This is a genomic window from Methylobacterium sp. 1973, from assembly GCF_040545035.1.
Taxonomy (GTDB): domain Bacteria; phylum Pseudomonadota; class Alphaproteobacteria; order Rhizobiales; family Beijerinckiaceae; genus Methylobacterium; species Methylobacterium fujisawaense.
Genome location: NZ_JBEPLA010000001.1, coordinates 781,120 through 805,842 on the forward strand (window position 1 = coordinate 781,120; position 24,723 = coordinate 805,842).

A 24,723-nucleotide genomic window follows, 5' to 3' on the forward strand; every position below is an offset into this window, starting at 1 on the left:
CATGACGGACCTCTCGCACGACCCGGACTTCTTCGCCCTGCTCACCGGCAGCTATGCGCGGCGGCTCGGCGAGTCCCTGGTGCCGGCCGGTGCCGATGCGGCCTGGCTCTACGCGGCGGCCCCCTTCGCGGTCCTCGCCCACGATGGCGCCGCGGATCCGCGCTTCGTCTACGGCAACCGGGCCGCCCAGGCCTGCTTCGGCTACGCCTGGGACGAACTGATCGGCCTGCCCTCGCGGCTCTCGGCCGAGGCGCCCGAACGGGCCGCGCGGCAGAGCCTCCTCGACGCGGTCACCCGGGACGGCTTCAGCCGCGGCTATCGCGGCCTGCGGATCGCCAAGGACGGCCGGCGGTTCTGGATCGACCAGGCGGTGGTCTGGCAGCTCGACCGCGACGGCACGAATGTGGGACAGGCCGCGACCTTCTCGGCATGGCGCGACGCCTGAGGAAGCGGCCGATCCTGCCGGCTCCGTCGCCGGGCCAGTCCCGTCGCAGGCCGGGACTTACACCTTCCGATAGAAGTTTCTTGAAAATATCAGTTCTAGATAGAAATCAGTCACGCGCTTTGCAGTCGCGATCACGTTCGTTTGAAATCTTGTCTTGGCTCGAAACTCGACTGCATTTATCGACTAAACTTTAATCATCGTGCCTCACCAAGGTGCAAACTCCGAAATCACCGCGCGCGTGTCTGCGCCGCCGCCGGTCTCGGATGCCACCGTCTGGAAGGCCACCCGCCCACGATGACCATCAAACTCAGACTGCTCGCACTCCTGGCCGTCATGGGCCTGCTCCTGCTCGCATGTGCCGCCATGGGCAATCTCGCCCTTCACTGGAATCACCAGAGCTTCAAGACCGTCTTCGACGACCGCGTCGTCTGCCTCCGGCAATTCAGCATCATCCGCGATGCCTATGACGACCTGATCGACGTCTCGCGCAGGCTGCGCGGCCGGCAGATCGACCCGGCCCAGGCGAAGGACCAGATCGAGCGCGATCTCTCCAACCTGCACACGCAGTGGTCGGCCTATCTGGCGACCTACCTGACCCCGGAGGAGAAGGCCCTGGCCACCGAGCTGCAGGGGTCGCTCGACCGGAACGATGCCATCGCGGCCGAGATCCTCAAGCGCATCGCCGCGGGTCGCGCTTCGGATTTCGAGTCCACGCATGCGGACCTGCTGACGAGCCTGCGGACCGCCAACGCGACCCTCGGCAAGCTCACGGCCTTGCAGGTCCGTGAAGCGGAGGCGGAGTTCGAGCGCTCCGAGACCACCGCGGGCTGGTCGCGCCTCGCCCTGCTGGCCGCCCTCGTCCTCGCGGCGCTCAGCATCGCCTACGGCATCTACACGATCGTCGTGCAGGTGATCCGTCCGCTCGGCGGCATGACGGCGACGATGACCCGCCTGGCCGCCGGCGAGCTCGAGGCGCCGGTCACGGGCGCGGAACGGGCGGACGAGATCGGCGGGATGGCCCAGGCCGTCCAGGTGTTCAAGGAGGCGATGATCGCCAAGCGGGACGCCGACGCGGCTGCAGCGATCGAGAACGCCGCCAAGATGCGGCGGGCCCAGGTGCTGGACGATGCGACGCGGGCGTTCCAGAGCCAGGTCACGCAGCTCACGCACGGCCTGGCCTCGGCCGCCACCGAGATGGAGGCGACCGCCCAGTCGATGAGCCGCACGGCCGATCAGACGGCGGGTCAATCCATGAGCGTCGCCTCGGCCGCCGAGCAGACCTCCTCCAACGTCCAGACCGTGGCGGCGGCGAGCGAGGAGATGGCGGCCTCCATCGGCGAGATCGCCCAGCAGGTCGCCCGCTCCACGATCATGGCCGAGCGGGCCGCCGCGGATGCCGCGCAGTCCACCACGATCGTACGCGGGCTGGCCGAGGGCGCCGAGAAGATCGGGGCGGTGGTCGGCCTGATCTCCGGGATCGCCGCTCAGACGAACCTGCTGGCGCTCAACGCCACGATCGAGGCCGCCCGTGCGGGCGAGGCGGGGCGCGGCTTCGCCGTCGTCGCAGGCGAGGTCAAGGAGCTGGCCTCGCAGACGGCGCGGGCGACGGACACCATCGCCGCGCAGATCAACGCCATCCAGGGCGAGACCCGCGAGGCCGTCGCGGCCATCCAGTCGATCGGCGCGACGATCACTGAACTCCGCGAGATCGCCGTCGGCGTCGCCGCCGCCATGGAGGAGCAGGGCGCGGCGACCCAGGAGATCGTCCGCAACGTCACGCAGGCGGCTCAGGGCACCCAGTCGGTCACCGTCAGCATCGGCAGCGTCACGCAGGCCGCGAGCGAGACCGGCGCCGCCTCCGCACAGGTGCTCACCGCCGCCTCGGAGCTGTCACGGCAATCCGAGCAGCTCGGGGCCGAAGTGTCGGGCTTCCTCGCCACGGTCCGGGCGGCCTGACGGCCCCTCGGGCCGACCGGGCGGGCCTCCTCAGGCCCGCCCCTCCTGGACGGCGTGGCAGGCGACGCCGTCCAGCAGCGCCGGCACCTCGGTCCGGCAGCGGTCGTTCGCCAGCGGACAGCGCGGGTTGAAGGTGCAGCCGGGCGGCGGATCGATCGGGTTCGGGATCTCGCCGGAGACCGGCACCCGGGCGCGGCCGACATGGGCGAGGTCGGGCACCGCGTCGAGGAGCATCCGCGTGTAGGGATGCCGGGGCGCGGCGAACAGGTCCCGGGCGGCGGCGACCTCCACGAGGCGGCCGAGATACATCACCCCCACCCGGGTCGCCATGTGGCGGACCACGGCCAGGTTGTGAGAGATGAACAGGTAGGTGAGGCCGAGCCGGTCCTGCAGGTCGCGCATCAGGTTGAGGATCTGCGCCTGCACCGAGACGTCGAGCGCCGAGGTCGGCTCGTCGCCCACGAGGAACTCCGCCTGGCTCGCCAGCGCCCGGGCGATCGCCACCCGCTGGCGCTGGCCGCCGGAGAATTCGTGCGGGTATTTTTTCGCATCGTCCGGGTGGAGCCCGACCAGGCCGAGCAGCTCGCTGACCCGGGCGCGGATCGCCCCCTCCCCCTGGATCAGGCCGAAGGCCCGGATCGGCTCCGCGATGATCCGGCCCACCCGCCAGCGCGGGTTCATGGACGCGTAGGGGTCCTGGAAGATCATCTGGATGCGCGCCCGCAGGCGCCGCCGGGCTGCGGCCTGGCGCGGGTCGGTCATCGAGACGCCGGTGATCGTCACCTCCCCGGCCGAGGGCGGCAGCAGGCCGACCACCATCCGCGCCACCGTCGACTTGCCGGAGCCGGATTCGCCCACGATCGCGAAGGTCTCGCCTTTCTCGATCGTGAACCCGACCCGGTCCACCGCCGTGAGGAATTTCCGGGGCTCGCCCTCGAGCACCCGGTTGAGCCAGGGCCTCGAGACGTCGAACCGGCGGCGCAGATCGGTGACTTCGACGTAGGCGCTCACGCTGCGCGCTCCGCTGCATCGTACAGGTGACAGGCCACCCGGCTCGCCTCCACGGCCTGCGGCTCCGGCCGCTCGACCCGGCAGCGCGAAAAGACCTTCGGGCAGCGCGGGTTGAAGGCGCAGCCCTTGGGGATGGCGGTGAGGCGCGGCATCGAGCCGGGGATCTGGCTCAGCCGCGTGGCCTCCTGCGACAGGGTCGGGATCGCCCCCATCAGCCCCACCGCGTAGGGATGGTGGGGCTTCGCGATCACCGAGGCGACCGGGCCGATCTCGGCGACGCGCCCGGCATACATCACCGCCACCCGGTCGGCGGCCTCGGCGATCACGCCCATGTCGTGGGTCACCAGCATCACCGCGGTGCCGTGCTCCCGGCAGAGGCGCTTGAGCAGGGTGATGATCTGGGCCTGGACCGAGACGTCGAGCGCCGTGGTCGGCTCGTCGGCGATGATCAGCTCCGGCTCGGCGGCCAGCGCGAGGGCGATCACCACCCGCTGGCGCATGCCCCCGGAGAACTCGTGCGGGTAGCCGTCGATCCGCCGCTCGGGGGCCGGGATGCCGACCTCGGCGAGCAGGTCGATGGCGCGGGTGCGGGCGGCTTTCCCCGACAGGTCGGTGTGGGTGCGCAGGGTCTCGACGATCTGGTCGCCCACCCGGAACAGCGGGTCGAGCGAGGTCAGCGGATCCTGGAAGATCATGCCGATGCGCTTGCCCCGCACCCGCCGCATGGCCTCGGGCGAGAGATTGTCGATGCGCTCGCCGCGCAGGCGGATCTCGCCGCCGGCGATGCGTCCGGGGCGGTCGATCAGCCCGATCACCGCCGAGCCGGTCACCGACTTGCCGGCCCCGGATTCGCCGACGACGCCCAGGATCTCGCCGCGGCCGATCTCGAAGGAGACCCTGTCGATGGCGGTGAGCGGCCCGCGGCGGGTGTCGAAGGCGACCGTGAGATCGCGCACGGAGAGGATCGTGTCGGTCATGGCGTGGCGGCTCCGGTGGCAACCGGGCGTCGGATGGGCGCCCCCGTCCTTGCGAGCGGAGCGAAGCAATCCAGCGGCGCCACGTTTACCAAGGTCGCGCTGCCCTGGGTCGCTTCGCTGCGCTCGCGCTGACGATGTCCCATCATTGCAGCTTCGGATTGAGCGCGTCGCGCAGCCAATCCCCCAGGAGGTTGATGGCGATGACCAGCCCGGCCAGCGCCAGCCCCGGGAAGGCGACGATCCACCACTCGCCGGAGAACAGGAAGCGGTTGCCGGTGCGGATCAGCGTGCCGAGCGACGGCATGGTCTCGGGCAGGCCGGTGCCGAGGAACGACAGGGTCGCCTCGGTGATGATCGCGAGCGCCAAGTTGATCGTCGCGATGACGAAGACCGGGCCGGTGACGTTCGGCAGCACGTGGCGGACCAGGATCACCGGGGAGGACAGGCCGATCAGCCGCGCCGCCTGGACGTAGTCCTTGCCCTTCTCGACCATCACGGAGGACCGCACGGTCCGGGCGTACTGCACCCAGAAGGACAGGCCGATCGACACCACGATCAGCCCGATCAGTGGCCCGACGTCGAGGGCGCTGCCGAAGGTTGCCTTGGCGACGCCGTCCACTACCAGGGCGATCAGGATCGCCGGGAAGGTGAGCTGCACGTCGGCGATCCGCATGATCAGCGTGTCGAGGACGCCGCCCGCGTAGCCGGCGATCAGACCCAGCGCGATGCCGATGACGCCGGAGGTCAGCACCCCGAGCCCGCCGACGATCAGCGACAGGCGCAGGCCGTAGAGCACCGCCGAGAGCACGTCCCGGCCCTGGTCGTCGGTGCCGAGATAGTAGGGCGCCTGACCGTCCGCCTGCCAGATCGGCGGCAGGTTGGAGTTGATCAGGTCGAGCTGGGCCGGGTCGTAGGGGTTCTGCGGGGCGATCAGGGGCGCCGCGAAGGCGAGCCCGACCATCAGCACCGTGGCGACCAGCGCCGCCATGGCGGTCTTCGAGCGCAGGAAGCTCGCCAGCAGGTCGGAATCCTGCCAGCGCGCGAGGCGGGAGGGCGCCGCCTCCGGCAGGGGGACCGGCGGGGCATCGCCCGCGTCGAGGTCGTATCCGCTCATCGGTCGCCCTTCACGCCGTGTCCGGTGGAAAGCTTCGGGGCGGCTGCCGTCGTCTTTGCGAGCGGAGCGAAGCGATAACGGCAACCCAGAACGCGACCGTCTTGCGCCGACGGGCCTGGCAGGCGCGACCTGCCCCCTCTCCCGTGCGGGAGAGGGTCGGGGTGAGGGTCGAGACCGCTCAGAGTGAAGCGCACCCTCGAAGCGCCGACAGGCCGCGCCCCATCCGGACAGTTCTCATCCCTCACACTGTCCCTCTCCCGCACGGGAGCGGGGACCCGGGCCTCCTGCGAAGCGGGCGTGACCGTCGCGTCCCGTTCAATGACGCGCGGCAGGCAAGCGGAACGGTGCGTCATGTCCGGTCTCACGCCGCCCGCCCGGTCGAGAGCCGCAGGCGCGGATCCACCACCGTGTAGAGGATGTCGACCACGAGGTTGATGGTCACGAAGATCAGCGCCACGAGCAGCAGGTACGCGGACATGATCGGGATATCGACGTTCTGCACGGCCTGCACGAACAGCAGGCCCATGCCGGGCCACTGGAACACCGTCTCGGTGATGATCGAGAAGGCGATGACCGAGCCGAGCTGCAGCCCCGCGATGGTGATCACCGGCACGAGGGTGTTCTTCAGGGCGTGCCGCAGGTGGACGGCGCGGGTGGTGAGCCCCCGCGCCCGGGCGAAGCGGATGTAGTCGGTGCGCAGGACCTCCAGCATCTCGGCGCGCACCAGCCGCATGATCAGCGTCATCTGGAACAGGCCGAGCGTCACCGAGGGCAGGATCAGGGCCTTGAGCCCCGATGCGGTGAGGAAGCCCGTCGTCCACCAGCCGAGCCGGACCGTGTCGCCCCGCCCGTAGGAGGGCAGCCAGCCGAGCGTCACCGAGAAGAGGTAGATCAGCAGGATGCCGATCAGGAAGGTCGGCAGGCTGATCCCGATGAGCGAGACGGCCTGGAACAGCCCGGCGAGCCAGGAGTCGCGGCGCAGGGCGCAGTAGACGCCCATGAGGACGCCGACCACGAGGGCGAAGACCGTCGCGCAGAAGGCGAGCTCCAGCGTCGCCGGCATGCGCTCGGCGAGGAGCTGCGCCACCGGCTGCCGGAACTGGTAGGAGATGCCGAACTGACCCCGCGCCACGCTGCCGGCGTAGCGGGCGAACTGGACCAGGACGGGATCGTCCAGGCCGAGATTTTTGCGGATCTCCGCCCGCTCGGCCACGGTGGTGTCGGGGCCGACGATCTGGTTCACGGGATCGCCCGCGAACCGGAACATCGCGAAGGCGATGAGCCCGACGACCGCGAGGACCGCGGCCGCCTGGATCACCCGGCGCAGCAGGAAGGCGAGCACGCCCGGATCCTACTGCGGATCCTTCGACACCCAGTAGAGCAGGAGCAGGTTGTCGGCGCGCTGGGTCAGGTGGACCTTCTTGGAGACGCCCCAGGCCAGCGCCTGCTGGTGCAGCGGGATGTAGCCCCAGTCGGTGTTGAGGACATCGAAGCCCTCCTTGATCAGGGCGTCGCGCTTGGCCTTGTCGGTCTCGCCCTCGACCTTGTCGGCGATGGCGTCGATCTTCGGATCGCAATAGCCCGCGAGGTTCCAGCTGCCCCGGCCCGACTTGTCGCCGGGCTTCCGGCAGCCGACGATCTCGTAGAGGATGTTGTGGCTGTCGAGCGAGGACGGGGTCCAGCCGAGCAGGTAGAACGACGTGTCGTAGTTCGGGGCCAGCACCTTGGCGAAGTACTTGGCCTTCGGCTGCGCGTTGAGGTTCACCTTGACGTTGATGCGGGCGAGCATCGAGACCACCGCCTGGCAGATCGCCTCGTCGTTGACGTAGCGGTCGTTGGGGCAATCCATGGTGAGCGAGAAGCCGTCCGGATAGCCGGCCTGGGCCATCAGCTCCTTGGCCTTCTTCAGGTCGGTGGCGGGGCGCTTGAACTCGGCGCCGCGGTCGTAGAGGCTTGGGGCGATCATCAGCGCCGAGGGCACCGCCTGCCCGCGCATGACCCGCTTGGCGATCGTGTCCTCGTCGATGGCGAGGTAGAAGGCCTCGCGGACCTTGATGTCCTTGAACGGGTTCTTGCCCTTGACGCTCGAATCCTTCAGCTCGTCCCGGTCCTGGTCCATGCCGAGGAAGATCGTGCGCAGTTCGGGCCCGGCCATCACGGTGGCGGTGCCGCTGGCGTTCACCCGCTGCTGGTCCTGCAGCGGCACGGGGTCGATCCAGTCGACCTCGCCGGAGAGGAGCGCGGCGACGCGGGTCGCCGGGTTGGCGATGGTGGTCAGCACCGCCTCGTCGAGGTTCGACTCGACCTTGCCCCAGTAGCCGTCGAACTTCTTGAAGACCGTCTTCACGCCCGGCTGGTGCTCGGCGATCACGAAGGGGCCGGTGCCGTTCTCGTGGAGGGTGGCGTAGCTCGGGCTGGAGGCGTTGGGCGGCGTCGGCTGCACGACGCCGTTCTTCTCGGACCATGCCTTCGACATGATCAGCCAGGTCGGAAACTGGGCGATGGCGATGGGGTTCGGCTTCTTCAGCACCATGTCGACGGTGAAGTCGTCGACCTTCACGAATTCGGCGTCGGACGGGACGTTGGTGGTGAAGTTCGAGCCCGGGGCGCGGACCCGCTGGGCGGAGAAGATCACGTCGTCGGCGGTGAAGGGCGTGCCGTCGTGGAACTTCACGTTCTTGCGCAGGTGGAAGCGCCAGCGGGTCGGCTCGGGCGTCTCCCAGGATTCGGCGAGGCCGGGGGCGAATTTCAGGTTCTTGTCGAGGGTGACGAGGGATTCGTAGGCCGCCTGCTGCATGCCCTCGGTGAAGCTCTCCTTGAGGGAGTACGGGTCGAGGGATTTCAGGTCACCCTGGAAGGCGAAACGGAAGACGTTCGCGGCCTGCGCGGGCAACGCCGCGAAAGCGAACGTCGCGACGGCACCCGTGGCCACGCCGCGGACGAGGGTCTTCAGGGTCGAACGGGACAAGCGGATCTCCGGAACCGTGAATGCGCCACCGGCCGGCAGCCCCGGCGGTGTCCACCGCGGCGTCAGCAAGCTTCGGACCATCTGTATACAAGGCGGCGGCCGAGGCTGTCGCGGGTGAGTGACATTATTCGGCCGCCCGAACGCGTTTTTCCCGCCTCCTATCGTCCTCGATCGACGGCCGAGGCGCCGCCATCGCGCGGCAGGCGGGACCGGGACGGCCCTCGCGCATGGAAGCGCGCGCCTCCTCCCCCGTGCGGGAGAGGGGGCGCGTCGCGCCTTGCATGGGCCGGGGCGCGAGCGCGCCGGCCTACTCGGCCGCCACCCGCGCCGGCTCGTGCCGCGTCTCCGCGTCCGCCCGCTCGCCCTCCGCCACCGCCTTGCGCCGGAACAGGCGCATGACGACGACGAAGAAGACCGGCACGAAGAACACCGCCAGCACGGTGGCGGTGATCATGCCGCCCATCACGCCGGTGCCGATCGCCTGCTGGCTCTTCGAGGCGGCGCCGGTGGCGATGGCCAGCGGCACCACGCCGAAGATGAAGGCCAGCGAGGTCATCACGATCGGCCGGAACCGGAGCGTGGCGGCGTCCACCGCCGCCCGGATCACCGAGGTTCCGGGCTTCCAGAGGTCCTTGGCGAATTCCACGATCAGGATGGCGTTCTTGGCCGAGAGGCCGATGATCGTGATCAACCCGATCTTGAAGTACACGTCGTTGGGCATGCCGCGCAGGTAGACGGCCGCCACGGATCCGATCACGCCGAGCGGGATCACCAGCATGACCGAGACCGGGATCGCCCAGCTCTCGTAGAGCGCGGCGAGGCACAGGAACACGATCAGCACCGAGAGGGCGAGCAGCAGGCTCGCCTGGCTGCCGGCCTGCTTCTCCTGGTAGGACTGGCCGGTCCAGGCGTAGCCGAAGCCCTTCGGCAGCTGGAGCATCAGCCGCTCCATCTCGGCGATGGCGTCGCCCGACGTGTAGCCGGGGTTCGGCTCGCCGGTGAAGCGCACCGACTGGTAGCCGTTGAAGCCGACGATCTGGCTCGGCCCCATGCCCCATTTCAGCTCCGCGAAGGACGACATCGGCACCATCGTGCCGCCGGCGTTCTTGACCGCGTAGTTGAGGATGTCCGACGCGTTCATGCGCTGGAGCTGCTCGGCCTGCACGTAGACACGCTGCATCTTGCCCCGGTTGGGGAAGTCGTTCGGATAGACCGAGCCGAGGTTGAGCTGGATCGTGGCGTTGATGTCCTCGAACTTCACGCCCAGGGCCGCGGCCTTCTCGCGGTCGATCACCAGCTCCGCCTGCGGGGTCGGCGGCAGGCCCTCGATCTTCACCTTCTGGAGGATCGGGCTCTGCTGCGCGAGCTTGAGCAGCTGCTCCTGGGCCGAGAGCAGGGCCGCGTAGCCGCGGTTGGCCCGGTCCTGCAGGCGGAACGAGAAGCCCGCCGCGTTGCCGAGATTGTCCACGGGCGGCGGTTCCTGGGCGTCCACCGTGGCGTCGCGGTAATTGGCGAGCGCCGCGTTGGTGCCGGCGACGAGGGCGGCGGCCGAGTTCTTGGCGTCGCGCTCGGACCAGGGCTTGAGGGTGACGAAGGCCTGGCTGGTGCTCGGGGCCTGGCCCGAGAAGGAGAAGCCGTTGAGCATGGTCACGGTGGCGACGCCGGGCTGGGCCAGCAGGTGCTCCTCGACCTTGCGGACCGCCTCCTGGGTGCGGTTGTAGGAGGCGCCCGGCGGCGTCTGGATGTCGACCGTGAAGAAGCCCTGATCCTCCACCGGCAGGAAGCCCTCCGGCAGGTTCACGAAGGCGTAGGCGGTGCCGGCGACCAGCGCGAGGTAGACCAGCATCACCCGGCCGGATTTCCGGATGAACCACTGGGTGCCGCGGCCGTAGCGGGCGGTCTCACGGTCGACGAACCGGTTGAACATTCCGAACACGCCGCCCTTGGCGTGGCCGTGGCCCTTCTCGATCGGCTTCAGGAAGGTCGCGCAGAGGGCCGGCGTCAGCGACAGGGCGAGCAGCGCCGAGAAGGCGATGGAGGTCACCATCGCGATCGAGAACTGCCGGTAGATGATGCCCACCGAGCCGGGGAAGAACGCCATCGGGATGAACACGGCCATCAGCACCAGGGTGATGCCGATGATCGCCCCGGTGATCTGCCCCATGGCCTTCTTGGTGGCCTCCTTGGGGGGCAGCCCCTCCTCGTTCATGATCCGCTCGACGTTCTCCACCACCACGATGGCGTCATCGACCAGGATGCCGATGGCCAGCACCATGCCGAACATGGTGAGCACGTTCACCGAGAAGCCCGAGATCCACATCACCGTGACGGTGCCCATGAGGGCGATCGGCACCACGATGGTGGGGATCAGGGTGTAGCGGATGTTCTGCAGGAACAGGAACATCACCAGGAAGACCAGCACCACCGCCTCGACCAGCGTGTGCAGCACCTTCTCGATGGAGGCTTCCACCGCCGGGGTGATGTCGTAGGGGATGTCCCACTTCAGGTCCGGCGGGAAGAACTGGGACAGCTCCACCATCTTGGCGCGGATCGCCCGGGCCGTCTCGAGGGCGTTGCCGTCGGGGGCGAGCGTCACCGAGATGCCGGCGGCGGGGCCGCCGTTCAGGCGGGTGGAGAACTGGTAGGCGTCGCCGCCGAGTTCGATCCGGGCGACGTCGCGCAGGCGCACGTTCGAGCCGTCGGGATTGGCCCGCAGCACGACCGCGCCGAACTCCTCGATGGTGCCGAGCTGGCCCTTCACGATGATCGGCATGGTCAGCGATTGCCGGGTCGGGCTCGGCTGGGCGCCGACCGCCCCGGACGCGACCTGGACGTTCTGGTTGCGGATCGCCTCGGTGACGTCCGAGGCGCTGAGCGAGAGGCCGCGCAGCTTGTCGGGATCGACCCAGACGCGCAGCGACCGCTCCGTGGAGTAGAGCGTCGCGCGGCCGACGCCGGGGATGCGCCGGATCTCGTTGATGACGTTGCGGATCAGGAAGTCGCCCAAGCCCACCTCGTCCATCGACCCGTCCTTGGAGACGAGGGTGATGATGTTGAGGGTCGCGGCCGAGGCCTCCTCCACCAGGATGCCCTGCTGGCGCACCTCCGCCGGAAGGCGCGCCTCGACGCGCTTCAGCCGGTTCTGGACCTCCACGGAGGCGAGCGACGGGTCGGTGCCGGGCTGGAACGTGGCGGTGATGTTCACCGAGCCGAACGAGTCGGTGGTCGACTCGAAGCTCATGATGTTGGCCGCGCCGTTCAGCTCATCCTCGATGAGCCGGGTGGTGCCGATGTAGAGGCTCTCCACCGAGGCCCCCGGATAGGCCGTGGACAGGGCGATGGAGGGCGGGGCGATCACCGGGTACTGCGCCACCGGCAGGTTCGGGATGGCGAGGGCCCCGCCCAGGCAGATGAACAGGGCCACGACCCAGGCGAAGACCGGCCGGTCGATGAAGAAGCGTGCCATGATCGGGCTCTCCCGGCTCAGTGGCGCGGCTGGACGGCGGCGGCCCGCGGCGCGACCTCCGCCTTGTCACCCGAGGCGTCGGGGGCCTCGTCGGTATCGTGCTTCGGACCGGTCTCGCCGTGGACCGGCGTCTGGTCGCGGGGCTTCACCTTGGCGCCGACGGTGATCTTCTGGAAGCCGTCGATCACGACCCGCTCGCCGGCCTTCAGCCCCGAGCGGATCAGCCAGTTCTGCCCGACCACCGGCCCGACCTCGACGGGCTGGCGCATGACCGTCTCGTCGGCGCGCACCACCCAGACCTCGGCGCGGCCGTCGTCGGTGCGCTGGATCGCCTGCTGCGGCACCGCGATGGCGTCGGAATCGATGCCCTGCTTGATCCGCGCCCGCACGTACATGCCGGGAAACAGCTCGTCGTGCGGGTTGGGGAACTGCACCCGCAGGGTCACTTGGCCGGTGCTCGGATCGGCGGTGACGTCCGAGAACAGGAGCCGGCCGGCCAGCGGGTAGAGAGAGCCGTCATCCATGATCAGGTGAACGTTGGCGGTGTTCTCCTCCAGCCGCGCCAGCTCCCCGCTGGCGAGATCCCGGCGCAGGCGGTTCAATTCGCCCACCGACTGGGTGATGTCGACGTAGATCGGGTCGAGCTGCTGGATCGTGGCGAGCGCCCCCGTGGAGCCCGGCTCGATCAGGGTGCCCTCGGTGAGCAGCGCCCGGCCGATCCGGCCGGTGATCGGCGCGCGCACGTCGGTCCAGCCGAGGTTGAGCTGCGCCCGGTCGCGGGCCGCCTTGGCGCCGGCGACCTCCGCCTCGGCCTGCTTCTTGGCCGCGAAGGCGGCATCGTACTGGGCCTGGCTGGCGGTGGCCCGCGTCAGCAGCTGCTCGAGCCGGTCGGCCTGCTGCCGGGCCAGCACGAGGGCGGCCTCCTGACGTGCGAGCGCCGCCTCGGCGCTGGCGAGCTCGACCTGATAGGGCGCCGGGTCGATCTTGTAGAGGATGTCGCCTTCCTTGACCTGGCTGCCCTGCTCGAAGAGCCGCTTCACCACGAGCCCGGAGACCCGGGAGCGGACCTCGGCGATGCGCATGGGCGCGACACGGCCCGGCAGGTCGCGGAGATAGGGGATCGCCTGGGGCTCGACCTTGACGAAGCCGACCTCGGGCACCGGCGGCGCCGGCGCGGCCACCTGCTTCGGGTTGCAGGCCGCGAGGCCGAGCAGAAGCAAGGCCGCGGGCAGGACGGTCCTGGCCCGGCCCGGACGGCGGCGAGAGGATGAGGTTCTGACGGACAGAGTGCGGGTCACGATTTCCGACGCTCCTGAAAACATGCGTCTGCTGAGGCTGGCGCGGAGCATGGACCCGCGCATCGTCGTGGCAGATCTCGGGACCGGTCACGAGGCCGGTCGGACGGAGATCAGGACAGGCGCGCATCCTCGCCGGCCGCCAGGGCCGGGGCGCGCGTCAGGCCAAGCGGGGAGGCCGGTGCGGCGAACCGTCCGGCGCGGAAGCCGGCAGGATGTCGGACCTGTATTCGAACGATGCGGAAAGAGTGTGACGGGGCCGCGGCGCCTCGACCGGCGGGCGCGGCAGCCCCAGTTCGGTGAGGATCTCGCTGTCGGCGGCGCAGAGATCGGTGCGGCCGAAGACGGACCGCTTGGCCTCGGGTTGCGCGTCCGGCGTGCCCGACAGAACCGAGAGGCGCGGGCTCGTGATCGCGCAGGCCGGGCCCTCCGGCCGCGCGGATTGGGCCCGTGCCGGCACGGCGGCCATCGCGGCCGCCGCGAGGACGAGCAGCGCCAGCACGGCGAGGCCCCGGGCGAGGCGGTCCGGCAAGGCCGCGACACGGCGGGCCAGAAGGGCGGCGGATCGGATCACGGATCTGAGATAAGCACGGCTGTCGCCGGGCGCAATCACCCACGGCGTCGCGGCGACCGCGGAGTGTTGCATGCAGCACACAGCTACGCCCGGAAGTGCACATCCCGACGGCCCGGCCTCAACCTTGCCGTGAAGTCCGGGCCGGCTCGCCCGATGCGCGCAGGGCACCGCGAAGGTCTGCGCCACGACGGACGGAGGATGGAGACCATGCCGAGACGGATCGCGCTGCTCGGGCTCGCGGGGTTGCTGCTTGGAAGCGCCCCCGCGCTGGCCAACCCGCTGGACAGGGGCCCCATCGCGGACTTCCTCAACGTCTTCCGCAGCCAGGCGATCCCCCGCGAGACCGTGGCGTGGACCGGCAAGGAGAAGCCCGGGACGATCGTGGTCTCGACGCGCCAGCGCCGGCTCTACTACGTGCTGGGCGGCGGCGCGGCGGTCCGCTACGGCGTCGGCGTCGGCCGGCAGGGCTTCTCGTGGTCGGGCACCAAGACCGTCACCATGAAGAAGGAATGGCCGGATTGGCGCCCGCCGCAGCAGATGCTGGCCCGCCGCCCGGACCTGCCGCGCTACATGGCCGGCGGCCAGGACAACCCGCTGGGCGCCCGCGCCCTCTATCTTGGCTCCTCGCTCTACCGCATCCACGGCTCGAACGAGCCGGAGACGATGGGGGCGGCGGTCTCGTCGGGCTGCATCCGCATGACCAACAAGGACGTGGTCGACCTCTACGACCGGGTCCGGGTCGGCACCAAGGTCGTCGTGCGCGACTGATCGCGGCGGGTGGCGGCGCCCGGCCGCCGCCCTCCCCCCCTGCGTCGCCTTCTCCCCTGCGTCGCCTTCTCCCCTGCGTCGCCCTCTCCCCTGCGCCTCGGAGCGGCCCCGGGCGGCGCGCGGACCGACCGCAACGCGCAAGGCCGTGCGCGGCCGGATCGGCGCGGCTGCGGCTGCGGCTGCGGCTGCGGCTGCGGCTGCGGCCGGGTCCGCGTCGACAGGCGCGGCGGGCCGGTGATAGGAGCCGCGCCGTCGGGCAGAGCCGGATCGCCCGATCTCCACGAGGGACAGCATGAACGAACGCATCATCCTGCGGGCCGGCGAGGCCCTGGTGGCGGGCGGGCCGCCCAACACCGCCTCGGAGCCCGAGGTCATCATCGGCGAACTCGACGGGCCGGTCGGCACCGCCCTCGCCACGCTGACCGGCGATCAGGTCGTCGGCCACAGCCGCGTCTTCGCCCTGCTGAACACCGACATCATGGTCCGCCCGGTCACGCTCTGCGTGTCCAAGGTCAGCGTCACCGAGAGCAAGTACACCTCGATCCTGATGGGCACCGTGCAGTTCGCCATCGCCAACGGCGTCCTCGACGCCGTGCGGGCGGGCTACATCCCCAAGCACAAGGCCAACGATCTCGGCATCATCTGCTCGGTCTGGCTCAGCCCCGGCGTCATCGAGGCGCAGCATGTCGACCACAAGGCGCTGTTCGACACCCAGCGCCGCGGCATGACCGAGGCCATCCGCAAGGCCATGACCAACGAGCCCTCGATCGACTGGCTCCTCGAGAACCAGGACAAGATCGTGCACAAGTACTACCAGATGGGCCTCGACGGGAAGATCTGAGCGCCCGTCCGCGCCGCGATCACGCCTCCCGCCGTCGGCTCCCGGCCGGCGGCCGCGGCGCGGACCCGGCGGGCGTTCCTGCGGGACCCGCATGGCCGGCTTCCTGCAGGGCCGCGTCCGGGGCCCGGGCCGATAGGGAGAGACGCCACGCCATGATCAGCGCCTTCGATCTGTTCAAGATCGGGATCGGCCCGTCGAGTTCGCACACGATCGGCCCGATGGTCGCCGCGCGCCGCTTCCGCGACCGCGTCGCCGGCCGGTCCGGCGTCGCGCGGGTGAGCGCGGAGATCTTCGGCTCCCTCGCCTGGACCGGGCGCGGCCACGGCACCGACGTGGCGATCTACCTCGGCCTCCTGGGGCACGAGCCCGCCACCGTCGATCCCGACGCCGTGGCCGGTTACACGCAGGCCCTCGCCGAGACCGGCGCCCTCGGCCTGCCCGGCATTGCCTTCGATGGCACGCGGGACCTTCTCTTCAACTTCACCGAGGTGCTGCCGCGCCACACCAACGGCATGCGCTTTCGCGCCTACGATCCTGCCGGCGGGCTTCTGGACGAGGTGGTCTGCTACTCCGTGGGCGGCGGCTTCGTGGAAGAAGAGGACGAGCCCGGCACCGCCGGCCTGGACGCGGTGGCGCTGCCGTATCCGTTCGAGAGCGGCGCCGACCTCCTGCGGACCTGCGCCGAGACCGGCCTGACGATTCCGCAGGTCCAGATGGCCAACGAGCGCGCCCTGCGCTCCGACGCGGAGATCGAGGCCGGGCTCGATGCCATCCGCGACGCCATGCTCGCCTGCATCGCCCGGGGTCTGCGCATGGACGGCGAGCTGCCGGGCGGCCTCAAGGTGCGGCGGCGCGCCAAGCGGCTCCACGCGACGCTCGAAGCGAACCGGCTGTCCAACAGCCGTCCGGCCCACGAGATCATGGACTGGATCAGCCTGTTCGCCCTGGCGGTGAACGAGGAGAACGCCTCCGGCGGCCGCATCGTCACGGCGCCGACCAACGGTGCGGCCGGGATCGTCCCCGCGGTGCTGCGCTACATCGTGGATTTCTGCCCCGGCTGGAGCGAGTCGCGCGGCCGCGACTACCTCCTCACCGCCGCGGCCATCGGCGGGCTGATCAAGCGCCGGGCCTCGATCTCGGGCGCCGAGGTCGGGTGCCAGGGCGAGGTCGGCTCGGCCTCGGCCATGGCGGCGGCGGGCCTCGCCGCGATCCTCGGGGGCGAGCCGCCCCAGGTGGCCAACGCCGCCGAGATCGCCATGGAGCACCATCTCGGCATGACCTGCGACCCGATCGGCGGCCTGGTGCAGATCCCCTGCATCGAACGCAACGCCTTCGGCGCCAACAAGGCGGTGGCCGCCGCCTCCCTGGCGCTGCACGGTGACGGGGTGCATTTCGTGAGCCTCGACCAGGTCATCGAGACCATGCGCCAGACCGGGCACGACATGCAGGCCAAGTACAAGGAAACCTCCCTGGGCGGCCTCGCGGTCAACGTCGCCGCCTGCTGAGCACGCCGGCCCCGGCGCGCCGCGCACGATCCCGCGGGTGCGCGGGTTCCGCCTGTCGCGGGCGGGGAGCTTCGGCTAGGATGGCGGGATGATCAGACGCGCCGATTCCCGTCCGTTCAGCCGCCTCGCGGCCGGTCTCGCGCTCGGGGCCGGTCTCGGGCTCGGGGCCGCGTGTCTCCCGGCGGGTCCCGCCGCCGCCCAGGCGCCGTTCTGGCCGTCCATCGGCTTCGCGCCGCTGCCCTCCTTCGCCTGGCCGCAGATGCCCGAGGACGCGTATGGCCGCTGGACCGGCTCCTACGCGCGCCTCTCGACCGGCTACGCGGTCAGCACGTCCCGGCATTTCGGCAGTTATTCGGGCCCGACGATCGGGTTCGAGGGCGGCCGGATGTGGCAGGAGGGCCCGATCCTCTACGGCATCAGCGGCGGGTTCGATTACCTGGCCGGGCTCGACGGCACCCTCACGCCAGGCTTCGGGCGGCTCGCCTATTCCAACGACTTCGCCGGGTCCCTGGAGGTGAAGGTCGGCACCCTCGTCGCGCCGGACGTGCTGGTCTACGCCAAGACCGGCGCCCTGGCCCTGCACCAGACGCTGCGCGTCGGGCCGACCCCGGGGTCGCTGCCGTTCACGCGCCAGGACATCGCGGTGCGGCCGGTCGCGGGCGTCGGCGTCGAGTGGGCGGTCACGGACCGCCTCTCGCTGGCGGTCGAGGCGGGCGTGGTCGGCGGCGGGATCCGCTGAGGCGGTCTCTCCCGGCACCGCCGCCCGGCGGTGCCGGGAGGCGGCCCCCTGATCGGCCCCCTACTTCGGGACGAAGGCCCAGTAGTCGAGGTCGAGAATCACCGCCGGGTCGTAGCCGTCGCCCGCGCGGTCCGGGAAGGCGCCGCAAGACTGATTCTTGGTGGCGACCGTCCGCAGGCGCAGGAGCCCGACATCGTTGCGGCCGACATCGGCTGTGGCCAGCACCTCGCTCCAGGCATAGACCGTGTCGCCGGCAAACAGCGGTGCCACGTGGCGGCCGGCATTGATGCCCGCGAGGGCGAAGGCGTTGCCGAGCCCGTTGAAGCTCAGCGCCCGGGCGAGCGAGATGACGTGGCCGCCGTAGATCAGGCGCCGGCCGAACCGGGTGTCCTTGGCGGCCAGCCCGTCGAAATGCACCTTGGCGGTGTTCTGGAACAGGCGCGTGGCGATCTGGTGCTCGGCCTCCTCGACGGTCATGCCGTCGACGTGGTCGATCTTCTCACCGACCGCGTAATCCGCGAAGCGGTGCGGGCTGCCGGCGAGGTCGGTGTCGTAGGCGGCGGCCGAGAGCTTCGGCAGGGCGCCCGCGAGATCCTGCGGGTCGACCACCTTGGCGAGGCTCGGCACGTGCTCCTCGGCGATGGCCGCCTCGGGGTCGCGCTTGCGCACGAGGACCCAGCGGCAATAGCTCAGCACGGTCTCGCCGCGCTCGTCGGAGCCCACCGAGCGGACATAGACCACGCCGGTCTGGCGGTTCGAGCTCTCCTTGAGGCCGATCACCTCCGACACGGTGGACAGCGTCTCGCCCGGATAGACCGGCCGCCGGAACCCGCCCTCCGCGTAGCCGAGATTGGCCAGCGCGTTCAGCGAGACGTCCGGGACGGTCTTGCCGAACACCATGTGGAAGGTGAGCAGGTCGTCGAGCGGGCTCTTCGGGTAGCCGATGGCCCGGGCGAAGGCGTCCGACGACTGCACGGCGAAGCGCGGCCCGTAGAGGCCGGTGTAGAGCGCCACGTCGCCCACCGTCACGGTGCGCGGGGTGGCGTGGCGGATGGTCTCGCCGAGGCGGAAATCCTCGAAGAAGCGGCCGGGATTCGTCTTCACGGGCGTTCGGTCCTACTGCGCGTAAACGTAGGTTGCGGGCACGGCGTACTCGTGCAGCAGGCGGCTGATGAACAGCAGCAGCAGGATCAGGATGATCGGCGAGATGTCGACGCCGCCGAGATTGGGCAGCAGGTTGCGGATCGGCCGCAGCACCGGCTCGGTCAGCCGGTAGAGCACCTCGCCGATCTGCGCGACGATCGGGTTGCGCACGTTCACCACGTTGAACGCCACCAGCCAGCTGAGAACCGCGCTTGCGATGAGGACATAGATGAAAAGCTGGACGACCGTGTCGAAGAGCCAGATCAGGGCGTTCATGCAGGTCCGCGCGCTATCCTCGGGGCGCCCGCACCCCAGCGCCGGAGCGGCGCGCGGCGGGCGACGTTGAAACAGGGAATTGACAGGCTGAGCCGCCCGCGCCTACAAGGCCGGCGCCTCGACGGGGCTGTAGCTCAGATGGGAGAGCGCCGCAATCGCACTGCGGAGGTCAGGGGTTCGAATCCCCTCAGCTCCACCAGGCCTTCCTGGTGACAATTCAGCATCCTGGCGACGCGGCGATATCGCCGTCGCAGCCAGGACTTAGCGGTAACCAGCCGCGATTTTCGCGCCCTGCGCCCCTGTCCGATCACCGATCTCAAGCCTGCTGGCGCCCGGACCGCGCCTGATCCGCGGGCGCGGAGGGATGGGCGACCGCGGGCCGTCTCACGCCGCGCGGCCGCGTCCGGACCGGCGGCCCTGCAACCATTGCGGCGGATCGGGGTTCGCTCCCGATTGACGACAGGCGGAGGCCGGGTGGCGCCCTGGATCGAACAGACAGTCTGGTGGCAGGTCTTCCCCCTCGGCTTCGTCGGCGCCCCCGACCAGGCCGATCCGGCCGCACCGGTCGTGCACCGCCTCTCCCACCTGCAGGCTTGGCTCGACTACGCGGTGGAGCTCGGCGTGTCCGGGCTGGCGCTCGGGCCGATCTTCGCGGCCGCCACGCACGGCTACGACACGATCGACCCTTTCCGGATCGATCCGCGCCTGGGCGATGAGGCCGATTTCGACGCGCTGATCGCCGCGGCCCGTGCCCGCGGCCTCCGCGTCCTGCTCGACGGGGTGTTCAACCATGTCGGGTGGGCCCATCCCGCCTTCCAGGACGTCCTGCGCAACGGGCCCGAAGCCCGGCAGGCCAACTGGTTCAGGCTGTCCTGGCCGCGGGGCTCCGGCCCGGGCATCGAGCCGGACTACGCCTGCTTCGAGGGCCATCGGCAACTCGTGACGCTCAATCACGACGCGCCGCAGGTCGCCGACCATGTCGCCGCCGTCATGGACCATTGGATCGCCCGCGGCGCCGATGGCTGGCGGCTCGACGCGGCCTACGCGGTTCCCCCGCACTTCTGGGCGCGGGTGCTGCGGCAGGTCCGCATCGCCCACCCGGAGGCCTACATCGTCGGCGAGGTGATCCACGGCGACTACGCCCGCTTCGTGCGGGACACCGGCATGGATGCGGTGACCCAGTACGAGCTGTGGAAGGCGATCTGGAGCGCCCTCAACGATCGCAACCTGTTCGAGTTGGCCCACGCCTTGGACCGGCACAACGGCTGCCTCGACACGTTCGCGCCCCTGACCTTCGTGGGCAACCACGACGTGACGCGGATCGCCAGCCGGCTCACGGACGACCGGCACCTGCCGCACGCCCTGGCGATCCTACTGACCTGCGGCGGAACGCCCTCGATCTATGCCGGCGACGAGCAGGCCTTCCGCGGCGTGAAGGAGGAGCGGGTCGGCGGCGACGACGCGATCCGGCCGGCCTTCCCGCCGACGCCCGCGGATCTCGCCCCGTACGGCTGGCCGATCTACCGGCTGCACCGGGACCTCATTGCGCTGCGGCGCCGTCATGCCGGGCTGCACCGCGCGCGGACGCGGACCCTGCACCTCGCCAACGAGCAGATCGTGGTCGTGCTGGGCGACGGCGCCGCGCGCGTCCTGCTGGCCCTGAACCTCGCCGACGCGGCCGTGCCGCTGCCGGTCCCGGATGCGCGGGCGATCGAGGCCGGCCAAGGCGATCTCGCGGAAGCCGGCGGCCCGAGCGCCCGGGTGACCCTTCCGCCCCACGGCTGGGCCATCCTGGTTGCCTGACCGTCGCGGGTCGGCCCGCGACGGATCGGCCGGGGCCCGCAGGGCCGCCGGTCGCGGCCCTGCCCTACCCCGTGCCCTACCCCGTGCGGCGCGCGGTCCAGCGGCCCGCACAGGCGCCGAGCCCCGACAGGGTCCAGCGGCCGGTTCCGGCGGATCCGCGCAGACGGCCCGAGACCAGGACGCTGGCGAGCCCCTTGCGGATCGTGCCGGTGATCCGGCCGTCCGCGCCCGCCCGGCCGGACGCGTCGACGCCGTTGCCGCCGGCATCGTCCACGGTCCCGTCCCGGATGACGATCGGGTAGCTGTAAGGCCCCGTGCAGCTCCCGCTCTCCGCGGTGGCTATGACCGACCAGGCTCCATCGAACCGATTGGCCGCGTAGGCTCCCGTCGGAGCGCCGACGGCGAGGAACAGGGCGGGCGCGAGCAGTGCAGCACGAAGTCGGGTCATCGTCTCCTCTGTGGTGATTTCGAAGCGCGGGCGCGGTTCATCCGCGGCCGGATCATCGACAGGGCCGATCGGGTGCGGGCCTGAAAGGGCAACGGGCCGGACGCGCGCCCGGAGTGGCGCGGGCGTCCGGCCTCGCGGCCGTGCCGGACAAGAGGGCCATCCGCCCGGCACAACCTCGACAAAGGGGTGGGACGCCGTGGAAGCCTGGGCCCCCACGGCACGTCCCGCAGCCCCGATATGGCCCCTAACACGTTCTTTCAAATGAGAGATTTGTACCAGTACGGCGCGCTTTTTTCACGCCGCCGATCCGGACGCGCGACCGCTCCCGTCAGGGGGAGTTCCGCGAAGGCCCGTCGCCCAGGCGGCGCGGCCGGCGACCGGCGGGCCCACGGTGCCCGACACGGCCGGCAGACGGGCCGGCCGGTGCCCCGGACGCGATGCGGCATCGACTTCTGCAACTTCTAAACAGTGGTCGCGAAGATCCGCCCCGGGGTCGCACCGGCCCCGGAGCTTCTGGCCCGGTGTTCGGTCGATATCCGCACGTTCGGCACGCCCAGGTCTGTTGGGCGGTTCGTCGGCGATCTGCGCGAGACAACGCCTCGACGGGCCGAGCATCAATCCTTGGCTCAAAACGCCCGCGTCGATGATGCGTGTATACCAAGAAAATAACTTAGGTGAGGGAACCTGCTTGTGCGCAACCCGTTTGTGCCCGGCTGCCGGAGGGGCGGCGAGCGCGGCATGGGGTGCGAGAGCGGTGACGGCGGGCGTCGACAGGCACGAACTCCGGCAGATCATCGCCGGCCTGAGCGAGGGCGTGATCCTGGTCGAGCCCGACCAGACCATCGCGTACGCCAACGCCGCCGCCCTGGCGATGCACGGCGCCGAGAGCCTCGACGAGCTCGGGCCGACCGTGGACGCGTACCGGGACCGGTTCTGCCTGCGCTACCGCAACAACGTCGCGCCCAACCAGTATCCGATCGAGCGCGTCGTCGCCGGTGAGCGCTTCCACGATGTCGTGGTCGAGGTGCGCCGGGCCGACAAGCCCGAGATGGATTTCGTCCACTCGCTGCGCAGCCTCGTGGCCACGGACCGCGACGGCAAGCCGAGCTGCCTCGCGCTGATCCTCAAGGACGTCTCCGACCAGTTCGAGGCCGAGGAGCGGTTCGAGCGGACCTTCAACGCCAACCCGGCCCCGGCGGTGATCACCCGGCTGTCCGACCTGCGCCACGTCAAGGTCAACACCGGCTTCCTGGAGATGACCGGCTTCACCCGCGACGCCGTGATCGGCCGCAGCGTCTACGAGGTCGACGTCCTGGCCGGCGCCCGCAACCGCGACCTCGCCGTCGCGCGCCTCGAGTCCGGCGGCACGATCCCCCAGATGGAGGCCTGCCTCGACCTGCCCGACGGCGGCAGCCGGTTCGTGATCGTCGCCGGCCAGCCGATCGCGATGGGCGACGAGCCGTGCATGCTGTTCACCTTCGCCGACCTCGAACTGCGCCGGAAGGCCGAGACGGCCTTGCGCCAGAGCGAGGAGCGCTTCGCCAAGGCGTTCCGGATGACGCCGGTGCCGACCGTGCTGGTGCGGGCGGACACGTTCCAGGTCACCGGCATCAACGAGGCGTTCAGCCGGGTCTTCGGCCACGGCGAGGACCGGATCGTCGGGCGCAGCCTCGACGAGGCCGGGCTGTGGGTCGCCGACAAGCAGCGCCTGCAGGTCGAGGCCGCCCTCGACCGGCACGGCTACGTCCTCGGGGTCGAGGTGTGCCTGCGCCACGAGAGCGGGACGAATCTCGACTGCCTGGTCTCGGCCGAGCGCGTGACCATCAACGATGCCGAGTTCGCCCTGTTGGTCCTGCAGGACATCACCGAGCGCAAGCACACCGAGCGGGAGCTGTTCGACGCGATCGAGACCGTGATGGCCGACACGTCGTGGTTCAGCCGCGGGCTGATCGAGAAGCTCGCGACCCTGCGCCGCCCCGGCCGGGAGGCCGCCGAGGGGGCGGCGCCGAACCTGACGGTGCGCGAGCGCCAGATCCTCAACCTGATCTGCTCGGGGCTCGGCGACGACGCGATCGCGCGCAAGCTCGGCCTGTCGCGCAACACGGTGCGCAATCACGGCGCCGCCTTGTACCGCAAGATCGGCATCCACAAGCGCAGCGAGGCGGTGGTGTGGGGGCGCGAGAACGGCTTTCCGCTGAGCAGGCCTGACGGATGAATACCGCCGTACCGGTATGGACGGACCATTGATCGGGCGATGTCCGCCCTCATCTTCCGCGCGGCCAGAGTTCTTCCGCGCGGGACGAGGCGCCCGCGACTGAGCCCCCTCGCCGGCGCCGCCCCACCGCGAGGCCCCCACCGGCGCCCCCCCCTTGCGACGCCCCACGACGACCACCACTACCGGAGTGACAGCGTGACCACCATCCAGACCGTAGCAACGCCCCTCGCGCCGGACGCGCACGCCGACACGCGCGCCGTCCTGCTCAACCAAGTGTCCTGGGGAGCGATCTTCGCCGGCGCCGTCACCGCCCTGGTCACCCAGGTGATCGTGAACCTCGTCGGCGTCGGGGTGGGCCTGGCCTCGGTGGGCACGACGGCGGCCGACAACCCGTCGGCCTCCACCGCCTCGATGGGCGCCGGCATCTGGTTCGTGGCCTCGGGCATCGTCGCCTCGCTGGCCGGCGGCCTGATCGCGGGCCGGCTCTCGGGCAAGCCCCTGCCGGGCGCGGCCGCCCTGCACGGTCTCGTGTCCTGGGCGGTGACGACGCTGGTCGTGCTCTACCTGCTGACCTCGGCCGCCAGCGGCCTGGTCGGCGGCACGCTGAGCACCGTCTCGGGCGCGCTCGGCGGCGCGGGCACCCTCGTGGGCGGCACCGTGCAGACGGCGGCCCAGGCGACGGCGCCGTCGCTGGCGAAGATCTCGAACCCGCTGGACGGCATCGAGCAGAAGGTCCGCCAGCAGACCGCCGGCCAGGACCCGCAGGCGGCCCGCGACGCGGCGGTGGCGGCGATCAAGGCGCTGTTCACGGGTGACGCGTCGCAGAAGCAGCAGGCCGAGGCCCGCGCGGCCGACGCCCTGGCCAAGGCGCAGAACATCCCGGTCGATCAGGCCCGCCAGCAGATCCAGGACTACGAGACGCAGTACGACCAGGCGGTGGCCACCGCCAAGCAGAAGGCCGAGGCCGCGGCCGTGACGGCCAAGTCGGCGGCCACGCAGGGCGCCTTCTACGCGGCGCTGGCGCTGATCCTGGGGGCCCTGGCGGCCTTCCTCGGCGGCCGCCTGGGCGCGCCGAAGCCCGCGGCCCTGCTCGGCGCCTACGAGACCCGGCGCGTCTGACCGCCTTCGGCGCCCGCGCCTCCATGCGGGCGCCGCCCATCCCCGGCGGGCGGAACGCGC

The 24,723-nt window shown here is 70.7% G+C and carries 20 protein-coding genes and 1 tRNA gene; 10 read left to right on the plus strand and 11 right to left on the minus strand.

All coding sequences use genetic code 11. The annotated features are described in order from the left end of the window. The first annotated feature begins 1 nt into the window (after window position 1). Entirely contained in the window at window positions 2-445 is a 444-nt protein-coding gene (locus ABIC70_RS03820; RefSeq protein WP_354438908.1) for an MEKHLA domain-containing protein, read from the plus strand. Window positions 446-739: 294 nt separating this feature from the next. Further along, window positions 740-2,401, plus strand: a complete 1,662-nt coding sequence (locus tag ABIC70_RS03825) for a methyl-accepting chemotaxis protein (RefSeq protein WP_043379378.1) — start codon at window positions 740-742, stop codon at window positions 2,399-2,401. A gap of 30 nt (window positions 2,402-2,431) precedes the next feature. On the opposite strand, the gene ABIC70_RS03830 is transcribed toward ABIC70_RS03825, so the two are convergent. From ABIC70_RS03830 to ABIC70_RS03865, 8 genes are all read right to left on the minus strand, one after another. Further along, window positions 2,432-3,412: an ABC transporter ATP-binding protein gene (locus ABIC70_RS03830; protein WP_354438910.1), complete on the minus strand. Its 981-nt coding sequence runs from the start codon at window positions 3,410-3,412 to the stop codon at window positions 2,432-2,434. Beyond that, window positions 3,409-4,389: an ABC transporter ATP-binding protein gene (locus ABIC70_RS03835; RefSeq protein ID WP_043354012.1), complete on the minus strand. Its 981-nt coding sequence runs from the start codon at window positions 4,387-4,389 to the stop codon at window positions 3,409-3,411. Before ABIC70_RS03835 ends, ABIC70_RS03830 begins: the two co-directional genes overlap by 4 nt. 142 nt (window positions 4,390-4,531) lie before the next feature. Next, entirely contained in the window at window positions 4,532-5,503 is a 972-nt protein-coding gene (locus ABIC70_RS03840) for an ABC transporter permease (protein ID WP_354438911.1), read from the minus strand. A 361-nt stretch (window positions 5,504-5,864) separates the two neighbouring features. Next, a complete protein-coding gene (locus ABIC70_RS03845) occupies window positions 5,865-6,845 on the minus strand; it encodes an ABC transporter permease (protein WP_043379385.1) in 981 nt (326 codons plus the stop codon). A gap of 9 nt (window positions 6,846-6,854) precedes the next feature. After that, window positions 6,855-8,471 (minus strand): ABC transporter substrate-binding protein, encoded by a 1,617-nt coding sequence (locus tag ABIC70_RS03850; protein ID WP_043759712.1) that lies wholly within the window; start codon window positions 8,469-8,471, stop codon window positions 6,855-6,857. 307 nt (window positions 8,472-8,778) lie between these two features. Further along, window positions 8,779-11,937 (minus strand): multidrug efflux RND transporter permease subunit, encoded by a 3,159-nt coding sequence (locus tag ABIC70_RS03855; RefSeq protein WP_043379387.1) that lies wholly within the window; start codon window positions 11,935-11,937, stop codon window positions 8,779-8,781. 17 nt (window positions 11,938-11,954) lie between these two features. Then, the gene (locus tag ABIC70_RS03860) at window positions 11,955-13,223 is read right to left on the minus strand and encodes an efflux RND transporter periplasmic adaptor subunit (protein WP_051975938.1); all 1,269 of its coding nucleotides are present in this window, start codon (window positions 13,221-13,223) and stop codon (window positions 11,955-11,957) included. Window positions 13,224-13,392: 169 nt separating this feature from the next. Then, window positions 13,393-13,806 carry a hypothetical protein gene (locus ABIC70_RS03865; RefSeq protein ID WP_043379479.1) on the minus strand — a complete coding sequence of 138 codons (414 nt, stop codon included), beginning with the start codon at window positions 13,804-13,806 and terminating at the stop codon, window positions 13,393-13,395. 207 nt (window positions 13,807-14,013) lie between these two features. On the opposite strand from ABIC70_RS03865, the gene ABIC70_RS03870 reads away from it, so the two are divergent. From ABIC70_RS03870 to ABIC70_RS03885, 4 genes are all read left to right on the plus strand, one after another. After that, a complete protein-coding gene (locus ABIC70_RS03870; protein ID WP_043379390.1) occupies window positions 14,014-14,574 on the plus strand; it encodes a L,D-transpeptidase in 561 nt (186 codons plus the stop codon). A 292-nt stretch (window positions 14,575-14,866) separates the two neighbouring features. Continuing rightward, complete coding sequence (locus tag ABIC70_RS03875) at window positions 14,867-15,415, plus strand: formaldehyde-activating enzyme (protein ID WP_354438914.1); 549 nt, start codon at window positions 14,867-14,869, stop codon at window positions 15,413-15,415. 152 nt (window positions 15,416-15,567) lie between these two features. Then, the gene (locus tag ABIC70_RS03880; protein WP_043759710.1) at window positions 15,568-16,920 is read left to right on the plus strand and encodes an L-serine ammonia-lyase; all 1,353 of its coding nucleotides are present in this window, start codon (window positions 15,568-15,570) and stop codon (window positions 16,918-16,920) included. 88 nt (window positions 16,921-17,008) lie between these two features. Next, a complete protein-coding gene (locus ABIC70_RS03885; RefSeq protein ID WP_182591459.1) occupies window positions 17,009-17,659 on the plus strand; it encodes an outer membrane protein in 651 nt (216 codons plus the stop codon). Window positions 17,660-17,719: 60 nt separating this feature from the next. Here ABIC70_RS03885 and ABIC70_RS03890 read toward each other — a convergent pair whose 3' ends face one another. Both ABIC70_RS03890 and ABIC70_RS03895 read right to left on the minus strand, forming a co-directional pair. Next, on the minus strand, window positions 17,720-18,763 hold the full coding sequence (locus tag ABIC70_RS03890; protein WP_354438916.1) for a MaoC family dehydratase: 1,044 nt from the start codon (window positions 18,761-18,763) through the stop codon (window positions 17,720-17,722). A 12-nt stretch (window positions 18,764-18,775) separates the two neighbouring features. Then, entirely contained in the window at window positions 18,776-19,078 is a 303-nt protein-coding gene (locus ABIC70_RS03895; RefSeq protein ID WP_010684838.1) for a YggT family protein, read from the minus strand. 123 nt (window positions 19,079-19,201) lie between these two features. Between ABIC70_RS03895 and ABIC70_RS03900 the strand changes: the two genes are divergently transcribed. Next, window positions 19,202-19,277, plus strand: a tRNA-Ala gene (locus ABIC70_RS03900). Window positions 19,278-19,552: 275 nt separating this feature from the next. Further along, complete coding sequence (locus tag ABIC70_RS03905) at window positions 19,553-20,881, plus strand: alpha-amylase family protein (RefSeq protein ID WP_354438917.1); 1,329 nt, start codon at window positions 19,553-19,555, stop codon at window positions 20,879-20,881. Between the two features lie 76 nt (window positions 20,882-20,957). On the opposite strand, the gene ABIC70_RS03910 is transcribed toward ABIC70_RS03905, so the two are convergent. Next, complete coding sequence (locus tag ABIC70_RS03910) at window positions 20,958-21,329, minus strand: hypothetical protein (RefSeq protein WP_043759707.1); 372 nt, start codon at window positions 21,327-21,329, stop codon at window positions 20,958-20,960. A gap of 754 nt (window positions 21,330-22,083) precedes the next feature. Between ABIC70_RS03910 and ABIC70_RS03915 the strand changes: the two genes are divergently transcribed. Both ABIC70_RS03915 and ABIC70_RS03920 read left to right on the plus strand, forming a co-directional pair. Further along, complete coding sequence (locus ABIC70_RS03915; RefSeq protein ID WP_043759706.1) at window positions 22,084-23,544, plus strand: helix-turn-helix transcriptional regulator; 1,461 nt, start codon at window positions 22,084-22,086, stop codon at window positions 23,542-23,544. Between the two features lie 195 nt (window positions 23,545-23,739). Then, complete coding sequence (locus ABIC70_RS03920) at window positions 23,740-24,663, plus strand: PhnA-like protein (RefSeq protein ID WP_354438918.1); 924 nt, start codon at window positions 23,740-23,742, stop codon at window positions 24,661-24,663. Window positions 24,664-24,723 lie beyond the last annotated feature (60 nt).